Origin of the sequence: Kitasatospora sp. HPM-01-4 (genome assembly GCF_051374625.1) — a bacterium.
Taxonomy (GTDB): Bacteria; Actinomycetota; Actinomycetes; order Streptomycetales; family Streptomycetaceae; genus Kitasatospora.
On record NZ_JBPQGP010000005.1, the window covers coordinates 1,640,280 to 1,661,076 of the forward strand.

14 protein-coding genes and 9 tRNA genes are annotated in these 20,797 nt (G+C 73.0%); 12 read left to right on the top strand and 11 right to left on the bottom strand.

Features of this window, described 5'->3' with window-relative positions:
- Nucleotide 1 precedes the first annotated feature (1 nt).
- The gene (locus ACSMTC_RS07025; RefSeq protein WP_436558777.1) at nucleotides 2-562 is read right to left on the bottom strand and encodes an HIT family protein; all 561 of its coding nucleotides are present in this window, start codon (nucleotides 560-562) and stop codon (nucleotides 2-4) included.
- A gap of 87 nt (nucleotides 563-649) precedes the next feature.
- Nucleotides 650-2,629, bottom strand: coding sequence for a threonine--tRNA ligase (gene thrS / locus ACSMTC_RS07030; RefSeq protein WP_436558778.1), 1,980 nt, complete (start codon nucleotides 2,627-2,629; stop codon nucleotides 650-652).
- Nucleotides 2,630-2,906: 277 nt separating this feature from the next.
- On the opposite strand from thrS, the gene ACSMTC_RS07035 reads away from it, so the two are divergent.
- Nucleotides 2,907-3,680 (top strand): exonuclease domain-containing protein, encoded by a 774-nt coding sequence (locus tag ACSMTC_RS07035; protein WP_436558779.1) that lies wholly within the window; start codon nucleotides 2,907-2,909, stop codon nucleotides 3,678-3,680.
- Nucleotides 3,681-3,740: 60 nt separating this feature from the next.
- Here the strand turns inward: ACSMTC_RS07035 and ACSMTC_RS07040 are convergent.
- Together ACSMTC_RS07040 and ACSMTC_RS07045 are read right to left on the bottom strand one after the other, a co-directional pair.
- A tRNA-Val gene (locus ACSMTC_RS07040) sits at nucleotides 3,741-3,812 on the bottom strand.
- A 214-nt stretch (nucleotides 3,813-4,026) separates the two neighbouring features.
- Nucleotides 4,027-4,098: transfer RNA gene (locus ACSMTC_RS07045), tRNA-Val, on the bottom strand.
- A 445-nt stretch (nucleotides 4,099-4,543) separates the two neighbouring features.
- On the opposite strand from ACSMTC_RS07045, the gene ACSMTC_RS07050 reads away from it, so the two are divergent.
- The 3 genes from ACSMTC_RS07050 to ACSMTC_RS07060 all read left to right on the top strand — a co-directional run bounded on the left by ACSMTC_RS07050 (nucleotide 4,544) and on the right by ACSMTC_RS07060 (nucleotide 6,541).
- On the top strand, nucleotides 4,544-4,957 hold the full coding sequence (locus ACSMTC_RS07050; protein WP_030056266.1) for an SsgA family sporulation/cell division regulator: 414 nt from the start codon (nucleotides 4,544-4,546) through the stop codon (nucleotides 4,955-4,957).
- A 429-nt stretch (nucleotides 4,958-5,386) separates the two neighbouring features.
- Nucleotides 5,387-5,956 carry a CGNR zinc finger domain-containing protein gene (locus ACSMTC_RS07055; protein ID WP_436558780.1) on the top strand — a complete coding sequence of 190 codons (570 nt, stop codon included), beginning with the start codon at nucleotides 5,387-5,389 and terminating at the stop codon, nucleotides 5,954-5,956.
- A gap of 81 nt (nucleotides 5,957-6,037) precedes the next feature.
- The gene (locus ACSMTC_RS07060; RefSeq protein WP_436558781.1) at nucleotides 6,038-6,541 is read left to right on the top strand and encodes a DsbA family protein; all 504 of its coding nucleotides are present in this window, start codon (nucleotides 6,038-6,040) and stop codon (nucleotides 6,539-6,541) included.
- A gap of 61 nt (nucleotides 6,542-6,602) precedes the next feature.
- Here ACSMTC_RS07060 and ACSMTC_RS07065 read toward each other — a convergent pair whose 3' ends face one another.
- The 3 genes from ACSMTC_RS07065 to ACSMTC_RS07075 all read right to left on the bottom strand — a co-directional run bounded on the left by ACSMTC_RS07065 (nucleotide 6,603) and on the right by ACSMTC_RS07075 (nucleotide 9,483).
- Nucleotides 6,603-7,445, bottom strand: coding sequence for a GNAT family N-acetyltransferase (locus ACSMTC_RS07065; protein ID WP_436558782.1), 843 nt, complete (start codon nucleotides 7,443-7,445; stop codon nucleotides 6,603-6,605).
- A 149-nt stretch (nucleotides 7,446-7,594) separates the two neighbouring features.
- Nucleotides 7,595-8,428 (bottom strand): aminotransferase class IV, encoded by an 834-nt coding sequence (locus ACSMTC_RS07070; RefSeq protein ID WP_436558783.1) that lies wholly within the window; start codon nucleotides 8,426-8,428, stop codon nucleotides 7,595-7,597.
- A 41-nt stretch (nucleotides 8,429-8,469) separates the two neighbouring features.
- A complete protein-coding gene (locus ACSMTC_RS07075; protein WP_436564610.1) occupies nucleotides 8,470-9,483 on the bottom strand; it encodes a chorismate-binding protein in 1,014 nt (337 codons plus the stop codon).
- Nucleotides 9,484-9,867: 384 nt separating this feature from the next.
- Here ACSMTC_RS07075 and ACSMTC_RS07080 point away from each other — a divergent pair.
- The 7 genes from ACSMTC_RS07080 to ACSMTC_RS07110 all read left to right on the top strand — a co-directional run bounded on the left by ACSMTC_RS07080 (nucleotide 9,868) and on the right by ACSMTC_RS07110 (nucleotide 10,611).
- Nucleotides 9,868-9,940: transfer RNA gene (locus ACSMTC_RS07080), tRNA-Gly, on the top strand.
- A 38-nt stretch (nucleotides 9,941-9,978) separates the two neighbouring features.
- A tRNA-Cys gene (locus tag ACSMTC_RS07085) sits at nucleotides 9,979-10,052 on the top strand.
- Between the two features lie 33 nt (nucleotides 10,053-10,085).
- A tRNA-Val gene (locus ACSMTC_RS07090) sits at nucleotides 10,086-10,157 on the top strand.
- A 46-nt stretch (nucleotides 10,158-10,203) separates the two neighbouring features.
- Nucleotides 10,204-10,275 (top strand) — tRNA-Val (locus ACSMTC_RS07095).
- Between the two features lie 40 nt (nucleotides 10,276-10,315).
- A tRNA-Val gene (locus ACSMTC_RS07100) sits at nucleotides 10,316-10,387 on the top strand.
- A gap of 40 nt (nucleotides 10,388-10,427) precedes the next feature.
- A tRNA-Val gene (locus ACSMTC_RS07105) sits at nucleotides 10,428-10,499 on the top strand.
- Between the two features lie 40 nt (nucleotides 10,500-10,539).
- A tRNA-Val gene (locus ACSMTC_RS07110) sits at nucleotides 10,540-10,611 on the top strand.
- A 274-nt stretch (nucleotides 10,612-10,885) separates the two neighbouring features.
- On the opposite strand, the gene ACSMTC_RS07115 is transcribed toward ACSMTC_RS07110, so the two are convergent.
- Nucleotides 10,886-11,056, bottom strand: coding sequence for a hypothetical protein (locus ACSMTC_RS07115; protein ID WP_436558784.1), 171 nt, complete (start codon nucleotides 11,054-11,056; stop codon nucleotides 10,886-10,888).
- 470 nt (nucleotides 11,057-11,526) lie between these two features.
- On the opposite strand from ACSMTC_RS07115, the gene ACSMTC_RS07120 reads away from it, so the two are divergent.
- Nucleotides 11,527-13,545 carry a serine/threonine-protein kinase gene (locus ACSMTC_RS07120; protein ID WP_436558785.1) on the top strand — a complete coding sequence of 673 codons (2,019 nt, stop codon included), beginning with the start codon at nucleotides 11,527-11,529 and terminating at the stop codon, nucleotides 13,543-13,545.
- Between the two features lie 208 nt (nucleotides 13,546-13,753).
- Here the strand turns inward: ACSMTC_RS07120 and ACSMTC_RS07125 are convergent, their stop codons facing one another.
- The 3 genes from ACSMTC_RS07125 to cobT all read right to left on the bottom strand — a co-directional run bounded on the left by ACSMTC_RS07125 (nucleotide 13,754) and on the right by cobT (nucleotide 20,779).
- The gene (locus ACSMTC_RS07125; protein ID WP_436558786.1) at nucleotides 13,754-14,563 is read right to left on the bottom strand and encodes a TrmH family RNA methyltransferase; all 810 of its coding nucleotides are present in this window, start codon (nucleotides 14,561-14,563) and stop codon (nucleotides 13,754-13,756) included.
- 351 nt (nucleotides 14,564-14,914) lie between these two features.
- Nucleotides 14,915-16,150 (bottom strand): uroporphyrinogen-III C-methyltransferase, encoded by a 1,236-nt coding sequence (cobA, locus tag ACSMTC_RS07130; protein ID WP_436558787.1) that lies wholly within the window; start codon nucleotides 16,148-16,150, stop codon nucleotides 14,915-14,917.
- A gap of 225 nt (nucleotides 16,151-16,375) precedes the next feature.
- On the bottom strand, nucleotides 16,376-20,779 hold the full coding sequence (gene cobT / locus ACSMTC_RS07135; protein WP_436558788.1) for a nicotinate-nucleotide--dimethylbenzimidazole phosphoribosyltransferase: 4,404 nt from the start codon (nucleotides 20,777-20,779) through the stop codon (nucleotides 16,376-16,378).
- Nucleotides 20,780-20,797 lie beyond the last annotated feature (18 nt).

The window sequence follows — 20,797 nt, forward strand, 5'->3', positions numbered from 1 at the left end:
CTCAGCCCTGCGGCCAGACCTCGGCGAGCATCTTGCGGGTGTCCGCCAGCAGCTGCGGCAGCACCTTGGTGTGCCCCACCACGGGCATGAAGTTGGTGTCCCCGCCCCAGCGCGGCACCACGTGCTGGTGCAGGTGCGCGGCGATCCCCGCACCGGCGGCGGCACCCTGGTTCATCCCGATGTTGAAACCGTGCGCCCCGGAGGCGGCGCGCAGCGCGGTCATCGCCCGCTTGGTGAAGTCGGCGAGTTCGGCCGTCTCCGCCTCGTCCAGGTCGGTGTAGTCGGCCACGTGCCGGTACGGGACGACCATCAGGTGCCCGCCGTTGTACGGGTAGAGGTTGAGCACCGCGAACACGGCACTGCCCCGGGCGATGATCAGCCCGTCCTCGTCACTCAGCGACGGGATCGAGCAGAACGGGCAACCGTCGCCGGGCGCCGGTCCGCTGGGCTTGTTCTCGCCCTGGATGTACGCCATCCGATGGGGGGTCCACAGGCGCCGGAAACCGTCCGGTTCGCCGACGCCCTGCTGCAGTTCCGGCTCACTCGTCATGCTGATCAGCATATTCGCCCCGGCAACCCCGCAGAGCCGTACGGGGCGGACTCATGGGAGTCCGCCCCGCACTCACCCCCCGCTCACGCGGGGACCACGTCACACCTGGATGCGGCGCTCCACGGCATCGACGATCTCGGCAACAGCCTGCTCGATCGGGACGCCGTTCTTCTGCTCACCGTTGCGGTAGCGGAAGGAGACGGCACCGGCCTCGACGTCGTCGTTGCCCGCGATCAGCATGAACGGGATCTTGCTGCGCTGAGCGTTGCGGATCTTCTTCTGCATGCGGTCGTCCGAGGCGTCGACCTCGATCCGGATACCGTGCTTCTTCAGCTCGGCCGCGACCTTACGCAGGTACGGCACGTGCTCGTCGGTGATCGGGATACCGACCACGGTGACCGGGGCCAGCCACGGCGGCATGGCGCCCGCGTAGTGCTCCAGCAGCACCGCGAAGAACCGCTCGATCGAGCCGAACAGCGCACGGTGGATCATGACCGGACGCTGGCGGTTGCCGTCCGCGCCCTGGAACTCCAGGTCGAAGCGCTGCGGCAGCTGGAAGTCGACCTGGATGGTCGACATCTGCCAGGTACGGCCGATCGCGTCCTTCGCCTGGACCGAGATCTTCGGGCCGTAGAAGGCCGCACCGGCCGGGTCGAGGACCAGCTCGAGGCCCTGCTTCTCGGCGGCGGCCCGCAGGGTCTCGGTCGCGATCTCCCAGTCCTCGAGGGAGCCGATGTACTTCTCCGGGTCGCGAGTCGACAGCTCCAGGTAGAAGTCGGTCAGACCGTAGTCCCGCAGCAGGTCCAGCACGAAGGTGAGCAGCGAGTCCAGCTCGTCGTGCATCTGCTCGTGGGTGCAGTAGATGTGGGCGTCGTCCTGGGTGAAGCCCCGGGCACGGGTCAGACCGTGCACCACACCCGACTTCTCGTACCGGTAGACCGTGCCGAACTCGAAGAGCCGCAGCGGCAGTTCGCGGTACGACCGACCGCGCGAGCGGTAGATCAGGTTGTGCATCGGGCAGTTCATCGGCTTGAGGTAGTAGTCGTTCTCGCCGTCGAGCTGCATGGGCGGGTACATGCCGTCGGCGTACCAGTCCAGGTGGCCGGAGAGCTCGAAGAGGGTGCCCTTGGTGGCGTGCGGGGTGTAGACGAACTCGTAGCCCGCCTCCTCGTGCCGCTTGCGCGAGTAGTCCTCCATGACCCGGCGCATGATGCCGCCCTTGGGGTGGAAGACGGCGAGGCCGGAGCCGATCTCCTCGGGGATGGAGAACAGGTCGAGCTCGGTGCCGAGCTTGCGGTGGTCGCGCTTGGCGGCCTCCTCCAGGAAGTCCAGGTGGGCCTTCAGCTCGTCCTTGGTCGGCCAGGCGGTGCCGTAGATGCGCTGCAGCTGCGGGTTCTTCTCGCTGCCGCGCCAGTACGCGGCGGCCGAGCGCATCAGCTTGAACGCCGGGATGTTCCGGGTGGTGGGCAGGTGCGGGCCACGGCAGAGGTCGCCCCAGCACTGCTCACCGGTCTTGGCGTCCAGGTTGTCGTAGATGGTCAGCTCGCCGGCGCCGACCTCGACGCTGGCGCCCTCACCGGCGGTGGCGGCGGAGCCCTTGAGGCCGATCAGCTCCAGCTTGTACGGCTCACCGGCCAGCTCCTCGCGGGCGGCCTCGTCGGTGACCACCCGGCGGGAGAACTTCTGCCCGCGCTTGATGATCTCCTGCATCTTCTTCTCGATGACCTTGAGGTCATCGGGGTGGAACGGCTTCTCGACATCGAAGTCGTAGTAGAAGCCGTCCTTGATCGGCGGGCCGATGCCCAGCTTGGCCTCGGGGAAGATCTCCTGCACGGCCTGCGCCATCACGTGCGCGGTCGAGTGCCGCAGGATGTCCAGACCGTCCTTGCTGGAGATCGCCACCGGCTCGACCTCGTCGCCGTCCTGGACGGCGTACCCGAGGTCCTTGAGCTGGCCCCCGACCCGGGCGGCGATGATCGAGCGGTCGTCGGCGAACAGATCGGCGGCCGTAGTGCCCGTGGTCACCACGCGCTCTTCCCGATCGGGTTCGCGGTTGATGATTACCCGGACTTCCGTCACCGGTCTCTCCTGACATCCCTGTGCCGCAGCACTCTGCTGCGCGTGTCGATGGTACCGAGCCCGGCCACCCATCCGCGTACCCATCCACCCATCGCCGATCACCACGCTCCGTACCCGAGCGGACACATATCCGCAGGAACCTTCCCTCAGCCCCGGCCGCGGACGGTTGAGGGCGCGTCAACTGCGGTATCACCAGGGCGGAAACGCCGCCCGCCCGGCGCGCCACTGGTCCTCGGTGGCGCGCCGGGCCGCGCCCAGTGGCACCTGAGGGGCAGTCATGCAGCATTCTCAGCGCTGGTACGAGGGACCACTCGCCTCTTTCGACACCGAGACCACCGGCGTGGACGTCGAGACCGACCGCATCGTCTCGGCCGCCCTGGTGCTCCAGACCTCCCCCCACACCGCCGCCCAGGCCGTGACCTGGCTCACCGACCCGGGCATACCGATTCCCGACGGCGCTCGCGCGGTGCACGGGATAACCGACGAGCAGGTCCGCACCCACGGACGCCCACCCCGTACAGTCGTCGCCGAGATCGCCCGCGCGCTCGGCGAACAGGCCAGAGCCGGCATCCCGCTGGTGGTGATGAACGCCCCGTACGACCTGACCCTGCTCGACCGCGAACTGCGCCGCCACCGCGCCCTCTCGCTGGCCGAGTCGCTGGGCGGCGCCGAACTGGTGGTGCTCGACCCCCGGGTCCTGGACAGATACGTGGACCGCTACCGCAAGGGCCGCCGCACTCTCACCGATCTCTGCGCCCACTACGGCGTCATCCTGACCGGTGCCCACGACGCCACCGCCGACGCCACCGCCGCCCTCGGTCTCGTCCGCGCCCTCGGCACCCGGTACGCCAGCCCGCTGGGCACGCTCTCCCCCGCCGAACTCCATCTGCGCCAGCAGACCTGGCACGCCGCGCAGGCCCGCGGACTGCAGAACTGGTTCGACCGCTCGGGCATCGCCGAACGCGTGGACTTCCACTGGCCGCTCCGCCCGGCCCGCTGCGGCTGCGGCCGCCGCCTCTCCCCGGACCACCGCTGCGAGGCCGCCGCCTGAGCACCCCGGAGACGACTCAGGCCCTGACCGAACTGCCGGTCAGGGCCTGAGTGTTGACGGTGGGCGATACTGGGATCGAACCAGTGACCCCTTCGGTGTGAACGAAGTGCTCTCCCGCTGAGCTAATCGCCCGTTGCAACGAGAAGAACTCTAGCACTACTTGGCTTCAACCGCACAATCCCGCTCTCACAGCCGTCACCGACGGCCCCACAGTTCCCCGCGAACACATGGGTGCTGATTGCGAATCAGCCACGCTCGCCAAGAAGCGGACCGGGGCAAATGCAAAAAAAGATGTCGGGCCCCGACCATTTCCTGGTCGGGGCCCGACATCTGCGGTGCATTCCGGTGGGCGATACTGGGATCGAACCAGTGACCCCTTCGGTGTGAACGAAGTGCTCTCCCGCTGAGCTAATCGCCCGGGTGCAGAAAGAACATTACCGCATCCGAGCGGGTGCTCCGAACCACCCCCTCCCCCGCACCCACCTGGTCAGCCCGTCGAGGCGTCCCGGCCCACGCCGGCCCGGGCACCGGCAGGTCACCGCGACGAGCCGACCGGCCCCACTCCCCGCTCCCGGGTCACCGGCACGGAACCCGGTCCGGCCGACCCGTCGAGCGGCGCAGTCGGCCGGCCCCGGATTGTCGCTTCGCACAACCATGCGGCGCCCCTCCGGCGAAAACCGCCCGGCGCCGCCGGAGCACCCGAGCCCGGCGGGTCAGCCACGGCGATTCTGCAATGCGCCGGAAGGGGTACGACGCGCACCTGAATCGGGACAGACGGGTTTACACCGGGCTTTCAGGTGGGATGGTCCGTTCGCCGACGTGCGATTCCCCGAGCGCACACTGAGCGAAAGGCCCTGGCGCTTATGAACACCACGGTCAGCTGCGAGCTGCACCTGCGCCTCATCGTGTCGAGCGAGTCGTCACTGCCCGTCCCCGCGGGCCTGCGCTACGACACTGCCGACCCCTATGCCGTGCATGCGACCTTCCACACCGGTGCCGACGAGACCGTGGAGTGGGTGTTCGCCCGTGATCTTCTCGCGGAGGGGCTCCATCGACCCACCGGGACCGGCGATGTCCGGGTGTGGCCCTCGCGCAGCCATGGACAGGGTGTGGTCTGCATCGCCCTGAGTTCTCCGGAGGGAGAGGCCCTGCTGGAGGCCCCGGCCCGGGCGCTTGAGTCCTTCCTCAAGCGGACCGACGCCGCCGTGCCACCCGGTACCGAACACCGCCATTTCGATCTCGATCGAGAGCTGTCCCACATCCTCGCCGAGAGCTGACCGCCTCGACGGTGGGGCCGTTACCTGACAGCGTCCGTCCTACTCGGGGGCACGGTCGCACAGTCCGCCGCGCACCAAGCGGCCTCGGGGCTCGTCCCGGTCACTCCCCCCCGGAGCGGCCGGCCCGACCTGCATCGGCGACGACGGAGGCGCCCGGCCACCGGTGCCGGTCATCCACGCACGGATGGCCGGTCACCGGGCCGGGCGCCTCCGTCATGCCCCCTCCACTCCGTGCACGATCCGTTGCGGCCGCTCCGCCGGGCCCCGGATACCGGCCGTCCCGGCGCCGCAAGGGCGGCGGGAGCCCAGCCCGGCCACGGCGCCCCGACGGCCGCGAACGTCCGCCGCTCGGACGGCCCGTCCCGGTAGAGTCGCGGGTGATGACCGACGCGGGAGGCCGGGGCCGCCCGCCGCGCGAGGAGTCCTCACGTGCTGATCACCCATGACACCGAGTGCTCGCTGAGCGCGCTGGTGGAGCTACTCAACACCTCGTCCGACGCGTGCGGCAGCGAGCAGCTCCCTGATGTCGCCGCTCTCAGCGCCTTCGTGGTGCGCCAGGACATCAGCGAGGTCGACTCCCTGTCCCCCGCCGACCTGGCGGCCGTGCACCGGCTGCGGTCGCAGCTGCGGGAGGTCTTCTCCGCGGGCTCCACCGAGGAGGCGGCCGAGCTGGTGAACGCGGTGGTGGCCGCCGCCGGGACCACTCCCCGGCTCACCAACCACGACCAGCACGACTGGCACATCCACTACTTCGCCCCGCACGCCGCGATCGGTGACCACCTGGCGGCCGAGCTCGGCATGGCGCTGGCCTTCATCGTGATGGCCGGGGAGCGCGAGCGGCTGCGCCGTTGCGAGGCGCCCGACTGCGCCCGGGTCTTCGTGGACCTCTCGCGCAACCGCTCCCGCCGTTACTGCGACAGCCGTACCTGCGGCAACCGGCTGCATGTGGCCGCGTACCGGGCGCGGCAGCGCTCGGCGGAGGCCGTGCCGGCCAGCTGAGGGGCGCACCGGTCGGCCGGGCGCCGGTCGGCCGTCAGCGGCCGGGCGGGCGGGTGGCCGCCCGGATGACAGACTGGGGGAATGACCGAAGGTTCTCTCCCCCGTCTCGAGTTCTGGTGCGAGCTCCAGTGCCCGGACTGCCGCACCGCCCTGGACGACGTACAGGCGCTGCGTGACCGGTACGGCGACGCGCTGCCCATCGAGCTGCGGCACTTCCCGCTGGAGAAGCACAAGCACGCTTACGCGGCGGCTCAGGCGGCCGAGGAGGCGTTCGCCCAGGGCAAGGGCTGGCAGTACGTGACGGCGCTGCTGGCCCGGGTCGAGGAGCTGGACAAGGGCGGGGAGAAGCTGCTGGTGCAGGTCGCCGCCGAGGCCGGCCTGGACGCGGAGGAGGTCGACACCGCCCTGGTCGACGGCCGGCACACGCTGATCGTGGACGCCGACCAGGCGGAGGGCAAGGCGATCGGCGTCACCGGCACGCCGACGTACGTGATCGCCGGGCAGCGCCTGGACGGCGGGAAGAGCCAGGACGGGCTGCGCGAGCGGATCGTCGCCATCATCGAGGAGCAGCGCGGCCGGTCCTGAGGTCCGCTGTTTCCCGCCGTTCTTCCGGGCCCGGTCACATGGTGACCGGGCCCGACGCGTCTCAGAGCAGGGACTTGCCGAGGACCCGGTGGGTCACCCGGTAGCCGAGCGACTCGTACAGACCGGTCGCGACGGTGTTGCCGCTGAAGACGTTGAGCCCCAGGTCGCGGACCCCGGCTGCCAGGCATTCGCGCTCGGCGAGCAGCATCAGGGCCCGGCCGTAGCCCTGGCCGCGCCGGTCCCGGTCCACCTCGACGGTCATCACCCAGGCCTGCGGGGAGCCGTCCGGGAGCACGCTCTGGCGCAGGGCGACCCAGAGGCTGCCGAGCGGGGTGCCCTCGGGGCCGTACAGGCGGCGCAGGGCGACGTCGGGGGTGGCCGGCCCCTGGGGCAGCAGGTGCCGGTGGTCGGTGTCCGACTTGTCCCGGGCCTGCTGTCCGGTGAGGCCCGAGGTGCCGAGGGCGTGCAGATAGCCGGCCCTGGCCTGGGCGAACCACTGCCCGAAGTCGGCTTCGCCGATCGGACGGACCGTCAGGCCCGCGGGCAGGTCGGGGGCCTGGCCCAGGTGCTTGGCCATGTTGCGCATCCGCTCGGTGTAGCCGAGCGCGGCGGCGAGGCGGAGTGCGGCGCTCGCCTCGGCCGGGATCCTCACGTCCACCCTGGTGCAGTCCCAGGCGCGCAGCACCTCTTCGGCGGCCAGGACGCCGACGGTGCCCCGGCCTCGCCTGCGCCCCTCGGCCACCTCCAGCTCGGAGATCTCGCCCCACCACTGGGTGCCCTGGGGCAGGGCCGTGGTGCGGAGGCCGCCGACCGGGCGGCCGTTGACGCAGATCTGCCAGCGGCGGCTGCGGCCGCCTCCCGGTACGGGCTCCTCGGGGCGCTCGGGGCGCAGCGTGGTGGTCATGAGGGCTCCCTTCCCCGTCGCCGTCGCTCTCTACCCGTCGGCCGGGCGGCCCTCGGTCCCATGGTCGCCACGCGGCACCCCCGGGGCGCGCGACCGCCCGGCCGTGCAGTCGGCGGGCTTCCGAGGCGGCTTCCCGCGCCCCTGAGGGATCACGGGTCGAGGTCGTCGCCGCTGCGCTCCGCGAACTGGCTCATGGCCTTGAGGGTGACCGGGCCGGGGGTGGGGGCGAGGTGGCGGGCGTCGACGCGGGTGACGGCCTGGACGTCGCGGGTGGTGGAGGTCAGGAAGATCTCCTCGGCCTGCTGGAGGACCTCGAAGGGGAGGTCGGCCTCCTCGGCGCCGGTCCAGTCGATGACCAGTCGGCGGGTGATCCCGGCGAGGCAGCCGGAGCTCAGGGTGGGGGTGAGCAGGCGGCCGTCGAGGACGACGAAGACGTTGGAACCGGTGCCCTCGCAGAGGTTTCCGGCGGTGTTGGCGAAGAGGGCCTCGGAGGCCTCGGCCCGGTGGGCGGCGGCGAGGGCGACCACGTTCTCGGCGTACGAGGTGGTCTTCAGGCCCGCGACGGCGCTGTGCTCGTTCCGGCGCCACGGGACGGTCTGGACGGCCGTGGTGTCGGGCCGCCGGGTGATGCCGCCGTGGGCCACGACCAGGCTGGTGGGCTCGGTGCCGCGTTCGGAGCCGAGCGGGGAGATCCCGCCGGTGTAGGTGATGCGGAGCCGGCCGAGCGGCATGGGGTCCCCCCGCAGGACCTGCTCGACCGCCTCGCGGACCTGGTCGTGGTCGGGGTCCGGCAGACCGAGGCCGCGGGCGGAGCGGGTGAGCCGTTCCAGATGGCGGGTGAGTGCGAAGGGACGGCCGTCCACCGTCTTGACCGTCTCGAACACGCCGTCGCCCACGGTGAGCCCGTGGTCGAGCACGGAGATCACGGCGTCGTCGTTCTCGGTCAGGAAGCCGTTCACCCAGATTCTGGTCGGACTGGACATGACGGGCAGCTCCTCGGGACTTGCGAGTGGGGCGGCATCGGTCAGGTGCCGATACCCGACGCTATCGCGACAAGGCGGGCGGCCTTGAGTTCCGTTTCGTCCCATTCCCGCTCCGGGTCGGAGCCCCAGGTGATCCCGGCGCCCGTGCCGAATCTGAGGACGGGGTGTCCGCCGCTCCGGTCGATCCAGAACGTCCGGATGCCGACGGCGAGTTCGGCCTCACCGCGGTCGGCGTCGACCCAGCCGACCGCGCCGCAGTACGGACCGCGCGGGGCGGTCTCCAGGGCATCGATGATCCGTAGCGCGCTGGACTTCGGCGCGCCGGTGACCGAGCCGGGCGGGAAGGTGGCGTCGAAGAGCTCGGGCCAGCCGGCGTCCTCGCGGAGGGTGCCCTCGACGGTGGAGACCAGGTGCACCAGGCCCGGGTGCTTCTCGACCACGCAGAGGTCGGGGACGGTCACGGTGCCGGTGGCGCAGACCCGGCCGAGGTCGTTTCGGACCAGGTCCACGATCATCACGTTCTCCGCGTGGTCCTTGTCCAGCAGGTCGTGCTCGGTCCGGCCGGTGCCCTTGATCGGTCCGGAGGAGACCGTGCGGCCGGCGCGCCGCAGATAGAGCTCGGGTGAGGCGGTGGCGATCTCGACCCCGTGCTCGGGGAGCCGGATCGTCCCCGCGTACGGGGCGGGGTTGCCGTGGGCGAGCAGCCCGGTGAGGGCGTCCACGTCGCTTCGGGCCGGGTCGGGCAGCGGCGCGGACAGTACGCGGCAGAGGTTGGCCTGGTAGACCTCGCCGGCCGCGATGTACTCGCGGATGCGGCGGACCCCGGCCGTGTAGGCGTCCCGGTCGAGGGAGCTGTGCCAGCCGTCGGCCCGCGGGCCGAGCCAGCCCTCGGTGCGCGGCGGGGCCGGGTCGGGGCGGACGTCGTCGAAGCGGGCGCAGGTGAGCCGGCCCTCGAAGTCGTAGGCGACGGCCCAGAAGCCGGCGGAGTCGAGCGCGGCCGGATCCGAGGTGACCTCGCGCAGTCCCGTTGCCAGGCGGCCGCCGAAGCGGGCCATCGGAGCGGCGTGGTCGAGGGCGGTGGTGCGGCCGGGCACGGTTCTCCTGCGCGGGTTCGGTGCTGTTCCGCGCGGGTGCACACGCGCGGTCGAGGGATCGGGTCGGTGGCTGAAGTGTAGGTCGCCGGGGGCGGCCGGTGTGGTCCGCGGGATGCCCGGTGGGCCACCGGGTCCGGTTCCGCCGCAGGTCATCCGTGGGGCGGTGGGTGAGTGCGGGACGGATGGTCCTGCAGGGGCCTCGGCGGGCTGACGGGACACCACCTCCCGGGCTCCCCGGCGGCGCGGTGCGAGGACGGAATTTGAGCTGGCCGAGGTTTCCGCTAAAGTTCAACACGTCGCCGGGACACGGAGCCGCAGGAAAGCGGTGAAGGGCCCGGGAGACAGGCGGACGTGGCTCAGTTGGTAGAGCATCACCTTGCCAAGGTGAGGGTCGCGAGTTCGAATCTCGTCGTCCGCTCGACGGAGAACAGGTAAGATCGTTCTCGTCAGTTGCCTGGTGGAGTGGCCGAGAGGCGAGGCAACGGCCTGCAAAGCCGTGTACACGGGTTCAAATCCCGTCTCCACCTCCAAGAGGTTCCCCCGGTTCGCCGGGGGACCTCCCCGCGCGATTAGCTCAGCGGGAGAGCACCACCTTGACACGGTGGGGGTCACTGGTTCAATCCCAGTATCGCGCACCTTCGGCATCCCTTTTCAGGGCCTGGCGTAGCATCGCCTCACCAGGCGCGATTAGCTCAGCGGGAGAGCACCACCTTGACACGGTGGGGGTCACTGGTTCAATCCCAGTATCGCGCACTCGGATCCTTCGGGGTCTGACGCAGTACCGCCTCACCAGGCGCGATTAGCTCAGCGGGAGAGCACCACCTTGACACGGTGGGGGTCACTGGTTCAATCCCAGTATCGCGCACTCGGGCCCTTCGGGGTCTGACGCAGTACCGCCTTAGCAGGCGCGATTAGCTCAGCGGGAGAGCACCACCTTGACACGGTGGGGGTCACTGGTTCAATCCCAGTATCGCGCACTCGGGCCCTTCGGGGTCTGACGCAGTACCGCCTCACCAGGCGCGATTAGCTCAGCGGGAGAGCACCACCTTGACACGGTGGGGGTCACTGGTTCAATCCCAGTATCGCGCACAGCAAGATCGAAGGCCGTGATCCGGATCGGATCACGGCCTTCGGCGTTCTCCGACTGCTGTTCAGGACCTGAAGACCGGGCCGGTCGGGACCCGACCGCCGACGGCGGGGCGGGACGAGCCCGGAGAAGAAGGTGCCGGGTACGGACGGCCCTCACCGACCTCCGTACCCGGCACCCGGTCTGCCGAGAAGCGGTACGCACCGCCTCCGCCCGTCCGCGTCTGTCCCGGCGGTGCGTTGTGCTCTCGGCAGGCGCATGACCCTTCCCCAAGGGTCAGCGCCCGATCAGATCGGCGACCGCCTTCGTCTGCGTCGCCAGTTGCTCCCAGCCGCCGAAGAGCAGCAGCAGCAGGATGGCGCAGGGCAGGGCCATGGCTATCGCCACTGCCGGATGCCTGGTTCTTCCGGGCTCCGGCGACCGCCCGAAGCGGAACTGCCTGGCCATGGTCGTGCTCCTCCCCGTGCCTGCTGCCGATCCGGGCCACTGGGTGGTGGGCCCGACTACGCGGTGAGCGGATTGCCTCGGGGGACGAGTCGGCCGCTCACCGCTGACATCAAAGGTATTCACCGGAGCCGGCCCGGTCGTCATGCCCGCGTACCGTTCTACGGGCCTTCCGAAGGATGACGTGTGGCGGGTGGAACTACTACCGCAGGGGGAGAAGAGTTCGATCGGATCCCCGAGGGAACCCCGAGACCGACCCCGAGGGGCTGCTCCGCCGCAGGTCAGTGGGGGTGAATTCGGATGCTCTCCGGAAGGGTCTTATGGCCTGGTCGGACAATCCGACCAGCACTACAGGTGTTGCGTATCAGCACACCACAGCACGCAGTCCGTAAGCTGTGCCAGAAGGATTTCTGACGGTGCCCCACTCGACGGGGGGTCACCCCACAGGCTGAACGGGAAGCACGGATATGGCGATGACGCGGCTGCGGCGTGAGGACCCCCGCCTCGTCGGTCCGTACCGGCTGCACCGGCGGCTCGGGGCCGGCGGGATGGGCGTGGTCTACCTCGGCTCCGACCGCAGAGGGCAGCGGGTCGCGCTCAAGCTGATCCGCGCCGAGCTGGCCGGGGACGCCGAGTTCCGTACCCGCTTCGCGCGCGAGGTCGCCGCCGCCTCGCGGATCCGGGGCGGCTGCACCGCCCGGGTGGTGGGCTCGGACATCGAGGCCGAGCGGCCGTGGCTGGCCACCGCCTACGTCCCGGGGCCCTCGCTGTACAAGCAGGTCAGCGACGAGGGCCCGCTGTCGTGGGCGGAGGCGGCCAGGATCGGGGCGGCGCTGGCCGACGGGCTGGTCAAGGTGCACGAGGCCGGTGTGGTGCACCGGGATCTCAAGCCGTCCAACATCCTGCTCTCCCCCAAGGGCCCGCGGATCATCGACTTCGGCATCGCCTGGTCGCGCGGGGCGAGCACGCTCACCCACGTCGGCACGGCGGTCGGCTCGCCCGGTTTCCTCGCGCCCGAGCAGGTGCGAGGAGCCTCGGTCACCCCCGCCACGGATGTCTTCGCCTTCGGCGCGACGCTGGCGTACGCGCTGACCGGGGAGTCGCCCTTCGGGTCCGGTGCCTCCTCCGAGGTCCTGCTGTACCGGGTGGTCCACGAGGAGCCGGACCTGTCCGCGGTACCGCCGCCGCTGGCCCCGCTGATCCGGGCCTGCCTGGCCAAGGAGCCGATGGAGCGGCCGGGGGCGGCCGCGCTGCACGAGCGGCTGACGGAGCTCGCCGCCCGCGGTACGGCACTCGGGCACCACGGCGTGTCCCGGGGCGGAGTGGCGGACGTCGCGGCCGGCCCCTCCCCCGACGGTTCGGACGCCGCGTCCACCGGGCCGGCCGCCGGCCCCGCGGACGACGGGCGGGGCCGCGCCGGGGCCGCCACCGAGCAGCGCGGCGGACGGTGGGCGGCGGGCCGGCCCCAGCAGGCGGCACAGCGGGCCGGTGGGCCGCAGGGCGGTCCGCCGGGGGTCCAGCGGAGACCGGCGGCACAGCCCGAGGCGCAGGCGGCGACCGCGCCGATGCCTCGTCCCGAGCTGGGGCAGGACGCCGCTCCGGGCGAGACCCGGGAGCGGCGGCCCAGACGGGAGCAGCAGCAGCCGGGGCGGGACCGCCGGACGCCGGTGCCCGGGCGCCCGGCACGGCCGAGGGACCGTCAGCACACCCCGGCGCCCGGACGGCCCTCCGAGGCCCGGCGGCGGCTGCTGCGGCAGCGGGTGGTGGTCTTCGTGACCGTCACCGTCGGCGTCGCGCTGGCGATCGCGGCGGCGCAGGGATGCGAGAATCACAGCAACCAGGGGCAGGGACGTCCGGACGGGGCCCTGGTGTCGCCGTCCGCGCCGGGGGCCGGGAGCGGCGCCGGCCTTTCGGCGGACGGTGCGGCGCAGTCGCCGACGGCGTTCGCCGCGGTCGCGCACGGCACGGGCGACACCACGCTCGGGCCGGCGACGGGCGCGGTGCCCAACGTCGACTGGCCGAACCGCAGTTACTCCGACCCGTCGGGTGGTCCGGCGATCCGCTTGCGGGACGGGCACTCCACGGCGGGCGCGCAGGTCGCCCTGAGCACCGTCCTGCCCGCGCGCTACCGGGAGGCGCCGGCGGCGCTCGTGGTGCTGCGGCGGGCCGAGGGCTCGGTGCCGGCGGATCTGGTCGAGCTGTTCTCGTTCAACGGCGACACGCCCGTACTGCTGGCCTCCCGGGCCTCGGTGGCGGACCCGCAGGCGGCGACGGCCTGGCGGATCGAGAGCGGCGCGCTGGTGCGCGAGGAACGCGCGCAGACCGGCGGCGGCTCGACCACCCGCTACGCCGTGCGTGGCGACGGCGGTCTCGACGAGTCCTGGCCCGGCGCCGGGGTCGGCGGCGGGACGGGGGCCGGCGCGGCTGGCAGCACTGTTCCGAGCACCGGGTCGAAGACTCCGGGTACGGGGTCGAGCGGCGCTTCCGGTTGAGTCGCGGGTTCTTCCTGCCGAGCCGAGGGAGCTTCCGGCCTGGTTGAGGTGGGCGGCGGACCGCGTCGGCGCACACGGCGGGCCTGGCCGGCCCGGTCGGGTGGGCAGGGCGGCCAGGCTGACGGGCGGTCGGGGCCTCCGAAGGCCGGGCGGCGGTGCGGGCCGACGCCGACCGGCGGGGGTCGGGTGCGTGCCGTAACGCCGGGGTTCAGGCCGTGGCGTTGACCGCGTAGAAGGCGACGGCCGCGGCCGCACCGACGTTGAGCGAGTCGACCCCGTGGGACATCGGGATGCGGACCCAGCGGTCGGCGGTGTCCAGGGCACGGCGGGTGAGGCCGTCGCCCTCGGCGCCGAGCATCAGGGCCGCCTTCGGCATCCGGTGCGGCGCGGCCTCGGCGAGGTCGACCGCGGACTCGGCCGGGGTGAGGGCGAGCAGCTGGAACCCGGCGGCGCGGACGCCGTCGAGGGCGTCGGGCCAGGGGTCCAGCCGCGCGTACGGGACGGCGAAGACCGCGCCCATCGAGACCTTGACGGCCCGGCGGTACAGCGGGTCGGCGCAGTCCGGCGAGAGCAGGACCGCGTCCATGCCGAGGGCCGCGGCGCTGCGGAAGATCGCGCCGAGGTTGGTGTGGTCGACCAGGCCCTCCAGGACGGCGACCCGGCGGGCGCCCGCGAGGAGTTCCGCCGCCTCGGGCAGTGGCTTGCGCTCCATCGAGGCGAGCGCGCCCCGGTGTACGTGGTAGCCGGTGACGGCCTCGGCGAGGCCGGGCTCGACCACGTGGACGGGGGCGTCCGTGTCGGCGATCACGTCCGACATGACCTCCAGCCACTTGGGGGTCAGCAGCATCGACCGCATCCGGTAGCCGGCGTCGACGGCTCGCCTGATGACCTTCTCGCCCTCGGCGATGAACAGGCCCTCGGCGGGTTCGCGGCGGCGGCGCAGCTCGACATCGGTGAGGCCGGTGTAGTCGGCCAGGCGCGGGTCTGCGGGGTCGGTGATGGTGCGGGGTTCGGACACGAGCCCGATCTTGCCTGTTCGGGTGGCCCGGGGCCAAACCCGGGCGCTCGCGCTCAAGACCCGGGCGCTCGCGCTCGAGGCGCCGAGGGTCGCACCGCCAGGGCGCGGACTCCGGCTGTCCACCTGCGCGCGGGACGGGAGATCCCGATACTGCGGTGGTACCGGAGCGCGGGCGGCACCCCGCCGCGTGGAAGCGGCGGGGTGCCGGTTGCCGTGGCCGGGTCCGGTCGGGGTCCGGCCCTTCCGTCCCGCACGCGGACGGGCGGACTCCCGACGCCGGCCCGGCGGCGCGGACCGTTGCGCTCCCACGCGGACGGGCGGACTCCCGCACTCCTGGTGGACGGACCGTTCCTACCGGGCGAGGACGTTGACCACGTCGCCGATCACGATGACGGCGGGCGGGCGGATGCCCTCGGCGGTGACCGTCTCGGCGACGGTGGCCAGGGTGGCGTCGATGCGGCGCTGGGCGGCGGTGGTGCCCTCCTGGACGACGGCGACCGGGGTGTCGGCCGGGCGGCCGCACTCGACGAGCTTGGCGGCGATCTGGCCGATCTTGTCGACGGCCATCAGCAGGACCAGGGTGCCGCTCATCTTCGCGGCGGCCTCCCAGTTGACCAGCGAGCGGGAGTCGTCCGGGCCGACGTGGCCGGAGATGACGGTGAACTCGTGGGTCATGCCCCGATGGGTGACCGGGATGCCGACCGCCGCCGGGACGCTGATCGAGCTGGAGATGCCGGGGACCACGGTGACCGGGAGGCCGGCCTCGGCGCAGGCCAGCAGCTCCTCGCCACCCCGGCCGAAGACGTACGGGTCACCGCCCTTGAGCCGGACCACGAACTTGCCCGCGCTGGCGTGCTCGATCAGGGTCCGGTTGATCGCCTCCTGGGCCATGAAACGCCCGTACGGGATCTTGGAGGCGTCGATCACCTCGACGTGCGGCGGCAGTTCGGCGAGCAGTTCGCGCGGGGCGAGGCGGTCGGTGACCACCACGTCGGCGTCGGCGAGCAGGCGGCGGCCGCGCACGGTGATCAGGTCGGGATCACCCGGGCCACCGCCGACCAGGGCCACGCCCGCGCCGTGCGAGCGGTACTGGCGGACGGCGAGCGAGCCGTCCCGCAGGCCGTTCACGATCGAGTCGCGCAGTGCGGCGGAGTGGCGCGGGTCGCCGGTGAGGACGGCGACGGTCGCACCGGCGTCGTGACCGCTGGCCGGAGTCCAGGCGGTGGCGGCGGAGGCGTCGTCGCTACGGGCGCAGAAGACCCGCAGGCGCTCGGCCTCGGCGCTGACGGCGGTGTTGACGTCCCGGTCGTCGGTGGCGACCAGGACGTACCAGCTGTCGGCGAGGTCGCCGTCCTGGTAGCCGCGCTGGTGCCAGGTCAGCTCACCCGCGTCGGCCATGGCCTGGACGGCGGGGGTGGTGCCGGGCGATATCAGGTGGATGTCCGCCCCGGCCGCGATCAGCGCGGGCAGCCTCCGCTGGGCGACCTGGCCGCCGCCGATCACGACGACGCGCCGGCCGGTGAGCAGCAGTCCGACCGGGTAAGGGGTGAGGCCCTCGGTGCTGGGGTGCGGGCTGGGCGCGCTCATGGGCGTGGCTCCTGGATCGAGCGGACGGTTTCGTACGGGTGTGCCGGTCGCCGCGTACCGGCGCGCCCTCGGGCCGGACGGGGGCGAGGGCCGGCGGAGCCCGGATCAGGTCCGGCCGTGGCGTTCGTGGCCGGGCCGTCCTCGTGCACTGCGGTACGCGGACGGTTCGGCCGTACCGCGCCGACCCTGGCCGGGGTCGGTGCGGTACGGCCGGCAGGGAGGCCCTTAGGCCTTCTCGGTAACCCCGGCGGAGTCGAAGGTGGCTACATCGTGCATCGCGCGGGCGGCACTCTGCACCAGCGGGAGGGCCAGCAGCGCCCCCGTCCCCTCGCCGAGCCGCAGATCGAGGTCGATCAGCGGGCGCAGGCCCAGCTTGGTCAGCGCGGCCTCGTGGCCGGGCTCGGCCGAGCGGTGACCCGCGATGCAGGCGGCGAGCACCTCGGGCGCGATGGCCTTGGCGGCCAGCGCGGCCGAACCCGCGATCACGCCGTCCAGGATGACCGGGGTGCGCAGGCTTGCCGCACCGAGCAGGAAGCCCGCGATGGCGGCGTGCTCCAGGCCGCCGACGGCGGAGAGCACACCGATCGGGTCGGCCGGGTCGGGCTGGTGCAGGGCGAGCGCCTGCCGGACGACCTCGACCTTGCGCTGGTGGGTCGCGTCGTCGATACCGGTGCCGCGACCGGTCACCTCGGCCGGGTCGAGCCCGGTGAAGACCGAGATCAGCGCGGCGGAGGCGGTGGTGTTGGCGATGCCCATGTCACCGGTGATCAGCACCTTGTTGCCGGCCGCGACCAGGTCACGGGCGGTCTCGATACCGACCTCGATCGCCTTGAGCGCCTCCTCCCGGCTCATCGCCGGGCCCTGGGTCATGTCATCGGTGCCCGGCTTGACCTTGCGCGGCAGCAGACCGGTGGTGCGGCCCTGCTGGACGGCGTCCGGCAGCTCGGCCTTGACGCCGACGTCCACCACGCAGACCTCGGCCCCGACCTGGGCGGCGAAGGCGTTGACCACCGCTCCCCCGGCCAGGAAGTTCGACACCATCTGCGCGGTGACCTCCTGCGGCCACGGGGTGACGCCCTGGGCGTGCACTCCGTGGTCACCCGCGAAGATCGCCACACAGCCCGGCTCCGGGATCGGCGGCGGGCACTTGCGGCTCAGACCGCTCAGCTGCGCCGCGATGATCTCCAGCAGGCCGAGCGAACCGGCCGGCTTGGTCATCCGCTTCTGCCGGTCCCAGGCCTCGCCGAGCGCCTTGGCGTCCAGCGGGCGGATGCCGCGCAGGGTCTCGGAGAGCACGTTGTGCGGGTCCTCACCGGGCAGCGCGCGGTTGCCGTACTGCTCCTCGTGCACCACCCAGGCCAGCGGGCGCTTCTTCGCCCAGCCCTGCTGCTGCAGCTCGGGTTCGTCCGGGAAGGAGTCGACATACCCGACGCACAGGTACGCGACCACATCCAGGTGCTCGGGCAGGCCGAGCTCCCGGATCATCTCCTCCTCGTCGAAGAAGCTCACCCAGCCGACGCCCAGACCCTCGGCGCGGGCGGCCAACCAGAGGTTCTCGACGGCGAGCGCGGCCGAGTACGGCGCCATCTGCGGCTGGGTGTGGCGGCCCAGGGTGTGCCGGCCGCCACGGGTGCGGTCGGCGGTGACCACGATGTTCACCGGGGTCTCGAGGATGGCCTCGATCTTGATTTCCTTGAACTGCTTCGCCCGGCCCTTGGGCAGCGACTCCGCGTACGCGTCCCGCTGGCGCTCCGCCAGGGCGTGCATCTTCTGCCTGGTCTTCGCGGAACGGATCACCACGAAGTCCCACGGCTGGGAGTAGCCGACGCTGGGCGCGGTGTGGGCCGCCTCCAGGACTCGGATCAGCACCTCGTGCGGGATCGGGTCCGGACGGAAACCGTTGCGGATGTCCCGGCGCTCACGGATCACCTGGTGGACGGCGTCGCGGCCGACCTCGTCGTAACCGGGTGCGGCGGGACCGCGGTCGACCTGCTCGGCGGGCTCGGGAGTGTCGGTGGCCTCGGGGGTGTCGGTGGCCTCGGGGGTGTCGGCGGTTTCGGGGGTGTCGGTGGTCGCGACGGCGTCGGTGGCCACGGCGGGCTCGGCGTCGGCGGGCTCGGCGTCGGCGGTCACGGCGTCGGCGGTCACGGCGTCGGCAGCGGTCACGGTGGCCTCGGTGCCGGCGGTGGCTTCGGTGTTCACGGTGGCTTCGGCGCTAGCGGTGGTCTCAGTGCTCACGGTGGCTTCGGCATCGGCGGCGGCTTCAGTGCTCGCAGCCGGCTCGGCAGCGGGGGCTGCGTCGGCGGCGGGCTCGGCCTCGGCCGGGACCTCGGTCTCCGAGGCGGGCGCGGCCTGGGGCTCCGGCTGGGCCGGGGCCTCGACGGCCTGGGCGGACGGGACGTCACCGGTACCCGCGACGGTCTCGGGGGTCGGCTCGGCGGCCGCGACCGACTCGGCTGCGACCGGCTCCGCCTCGTCGGGCTGCCCGGGCGCCTGCTCGGGTGCGGTGGCGGCTGCCTCCGCCGTCACGGTCGCCTCGGCAGTCGCGGCGGCCGGCACGGCCTCGACCGTCGGCAGGCCGTGCGGCGCCGGGTCGGCGAGGAACGCGGCGATCCGGCGGGGAGGCTGGGCCGGCGCCTGGGCCGGCACGGCCGCCGGGGGGGCCTCGACCGGCGCGCTCTCGGCTGCGGGTGCGTCAGCCGTCGGTGCGTCGGTACGCGGCGCGTCAGTACTCAGCGCGTCAGTACTCAGCGCGTCAGTACTCGGCGCGTCGGTGCTCGCCGTGTCGGCAGCCGGAGTGTCGGCGGGCGAGGCTTCGGCCGCCGGTGCGTCGGCAGGAACGGCGTCGGCGATGGGGGCCTCCGGGGTCGGCAGTTCGGCGGCCGGTGCCTCGGCGGGCACGGCCGACTCGGCGTCAGCGGTCTCGGTGGCTGCGGCCTCGGTGGCTGCGGTCTCGGCTGCGGCTTCCTCAGCGGGTGCGGTCTCAGCCGGTGCGTCAACGGCCGGCGTCTCGACGGCAGCCGCCTCAACCACGACGGGTGCGGCCGGCGCAGCCTCACCGGTGGCGGCCTCGGCAGCCGGCGCCTCCGTGGCGGGGGCCGCCTCGGCGTTCTCCGCAGGCTGCGCCTCGACCGTTGCGGGCGCCTCAGGTGCCTCGGCCTGGGGCTCCACGGCCGCGACCTCCGCCGCGGGTGCCTCAGCGGACTGGGCCTCGGCGGGCTGCGCGTCATCCGACTGGGCCTCGGCGGCAGGGGCCTCGGCGGCCGGTGCCTCGGTTACCGCTGCGTCAGGGGCGGGGGCCTCCACGCTCGGGGTCTCGCTGGCGGGCGCTTCCGGGGCGGGAGCGGCCTCGGCGGCCGGGGCTTCCGCGGACTCCGCGCCGGCCACGACGCCCTCGGCGGGGGACGCCTCGGCGTCCGCCGCCGGCTGGGCCTGCACGGCGGCGCTCTCCGCAGCGGCGGCGTCCCCGCCGTCGGTGGCCACCGGTCCGGCCTCGGCCGGGACGGCGTCCGTGGTGACGGCCTCAGCCTGGGCGGCCGGTGCCGGCGTCTCGGCGGCGGGAGCGGTCTCCCCCGCCTCCGCCGGCGCGGTGACGGCGGCTTCGACCGCCGCCGGTGCCTCGGCCGTGGACGCCTCGGCGACCTGCTCGACCACCGTCGGCTGCTCCTGCGCCGGGGCCTCGGCCTGTTCCTGGACCTGGGCCGGGACCTCGGCCTGCTCCGGCGCCGCTGCCTGGGCCGGGATCTGTACCGGGGTGGCGGGAGCCACCGGGGCGGCCGGCTGCTCGGCCGCGACCGGCGGTACGACGACCGGGACGCCGTGCGCGGGCGTACCGCCCTGCGGCACCGGACGGCCCGCGAAGGCCTGCGGGTCGACCTGCTCGGACGGGCCCCGGTCGGCCAGCGAACGCACCGGCACCTGGCCGGTCATCAGCGAAGGGTCCGGGATCGGCGGCCCGGCGTGCAGCGGACGCCGCTGCGGCTGGGGAGGCGTCACGGGTGCGGCGGCGGTCGCCTGCGGTACGGCCTGCTGCCCGGGCACGACCGGCGCGCCCGGGACGCCCTGGCCGGGTACCTCTCCCCCGGTCGGCGGTGCGAGCGGGGGCCAGGACGGCTCGACCGGCGTACCGGCGTTCTGCGCGGGCAGCGACGGCAGGGCGTTCTCGTCCACCGTGCGCAGCGTCATGGTGTCGGCCAGCGCGGCCGGCGGGACGACGGGCATGCCCTGGTCGGCGACCATCACCGTCTCGACCGGGCCGTGTACGACCGACTCGCCCCAGGACGCCTGCGGACCGGGCATCAGCAGTACGTCGTCCTCGTCCTCCAGGTGGTCCGGCTGGTCGAGGAAGGTGTACGCGGGACGGTGCTCGACCGCCCAGCCCTCGCCGCCCTGCGCGGGCACGGTCATCCCGGGCATCGGCATGCCCTCCATACCCGGCATCGGCATGCCCGGAATGCCGGTCATCGGCGCACCCGGCATCCCCGCCTCGGCGGACGGAACTCCGGGCATGGCTGTACCTGGCACGGCGACACCCGGTACGGCGACGCCCTCCGGCCGGCCCAGGGGGTCGGGCCCGCCGAGCAGGTGCTCCGGCAGTCCCTCGTTCGGGACGTGGCCGCCATCGGTCATGTCAAAGCTCCTTCCAGG

Bases quoted from the DNA above. Each gene is read 5' to 3' on its own strand.
- ACSMTC_RS07025 (WP_436558777.1), bottom strand. From the start codon at position 562: ATGCTGATCAGCATGACGAGTGAGCCGGAACTGCAGCAGGGCGTCGGC.
- ACSMTC_RS07035 (WP_436558779.1), top strand. From the start codon at position 2,907: ATGCAGCATTCTCAGCGCTGGTACGAGGGACCACTCGCCTCTTTCGAC.
- ACSMTC_RS07050 (WP_030056266.1), top strand. From the start codon at position 4,544: ATGAACACCACGGTCAGCTGCGAGCTGCACCTGCGCCTCATCGTGTCG.
- ACSMTC_RS07060 (WP_436558781.1), top strand. From the start codon at position 6,038: ATGACCGAAGGTTCTCTCCCCCGTCTCGAGTTCTGGTGCGAGCTCCAG.
- ACSMTC_RS07065 (WP_436558782.1), bottom strand. From the start codon at position 7,445: ATGACCACCACGCTGCGCCCCGAGCGCCCCGAGGAGCCCGTACCGGGA.
- ACSMTC_RS07070 (WP_436558783.1), bottom strand. From the start codon at position 8,428: ATGTCCAGTCCGACCAGAATCTGGGTGAACGGCTTCCTGACCGAGAAC.
- ACSMTC_RS07075 (WP_436564610.1), bottom strand. From the start codon at position 9,483: ATGGCCCGCTTCGGCGGCCGCCTGGCAACGGGACTGCGCGAGGTCACC.
- ACSMTC_RS07115 (WP_436558784.1), bottom strand. From the start codon at position 11,056: ATGGCCAGGCAGTTCCGCTTCGGGCGGTCGCCGGAGCCCGGAAGAACC.
- ACSMTC_RS07120 (WP_436558785.1), top strand. From the start codon at position 11,527: ATGACGCGGCTGCGGCGTGAGGACCCCCGCCTCGTCGGTCCGTACCGG.
- cobA (WP_436558787.1), bottom strand. From the start codon at position 16,150: ATGAGCGCGCCCAGCCCGCACCCCAGCACCGAGGGCCTCACCCCTTAC.
- cobT (WP_436558788.1), bottom strand. From the start codon at position 20,779: ATGACCGATGGCGGCCACGTCCCGAACGAGGGACTGCCGGAGCACCTG.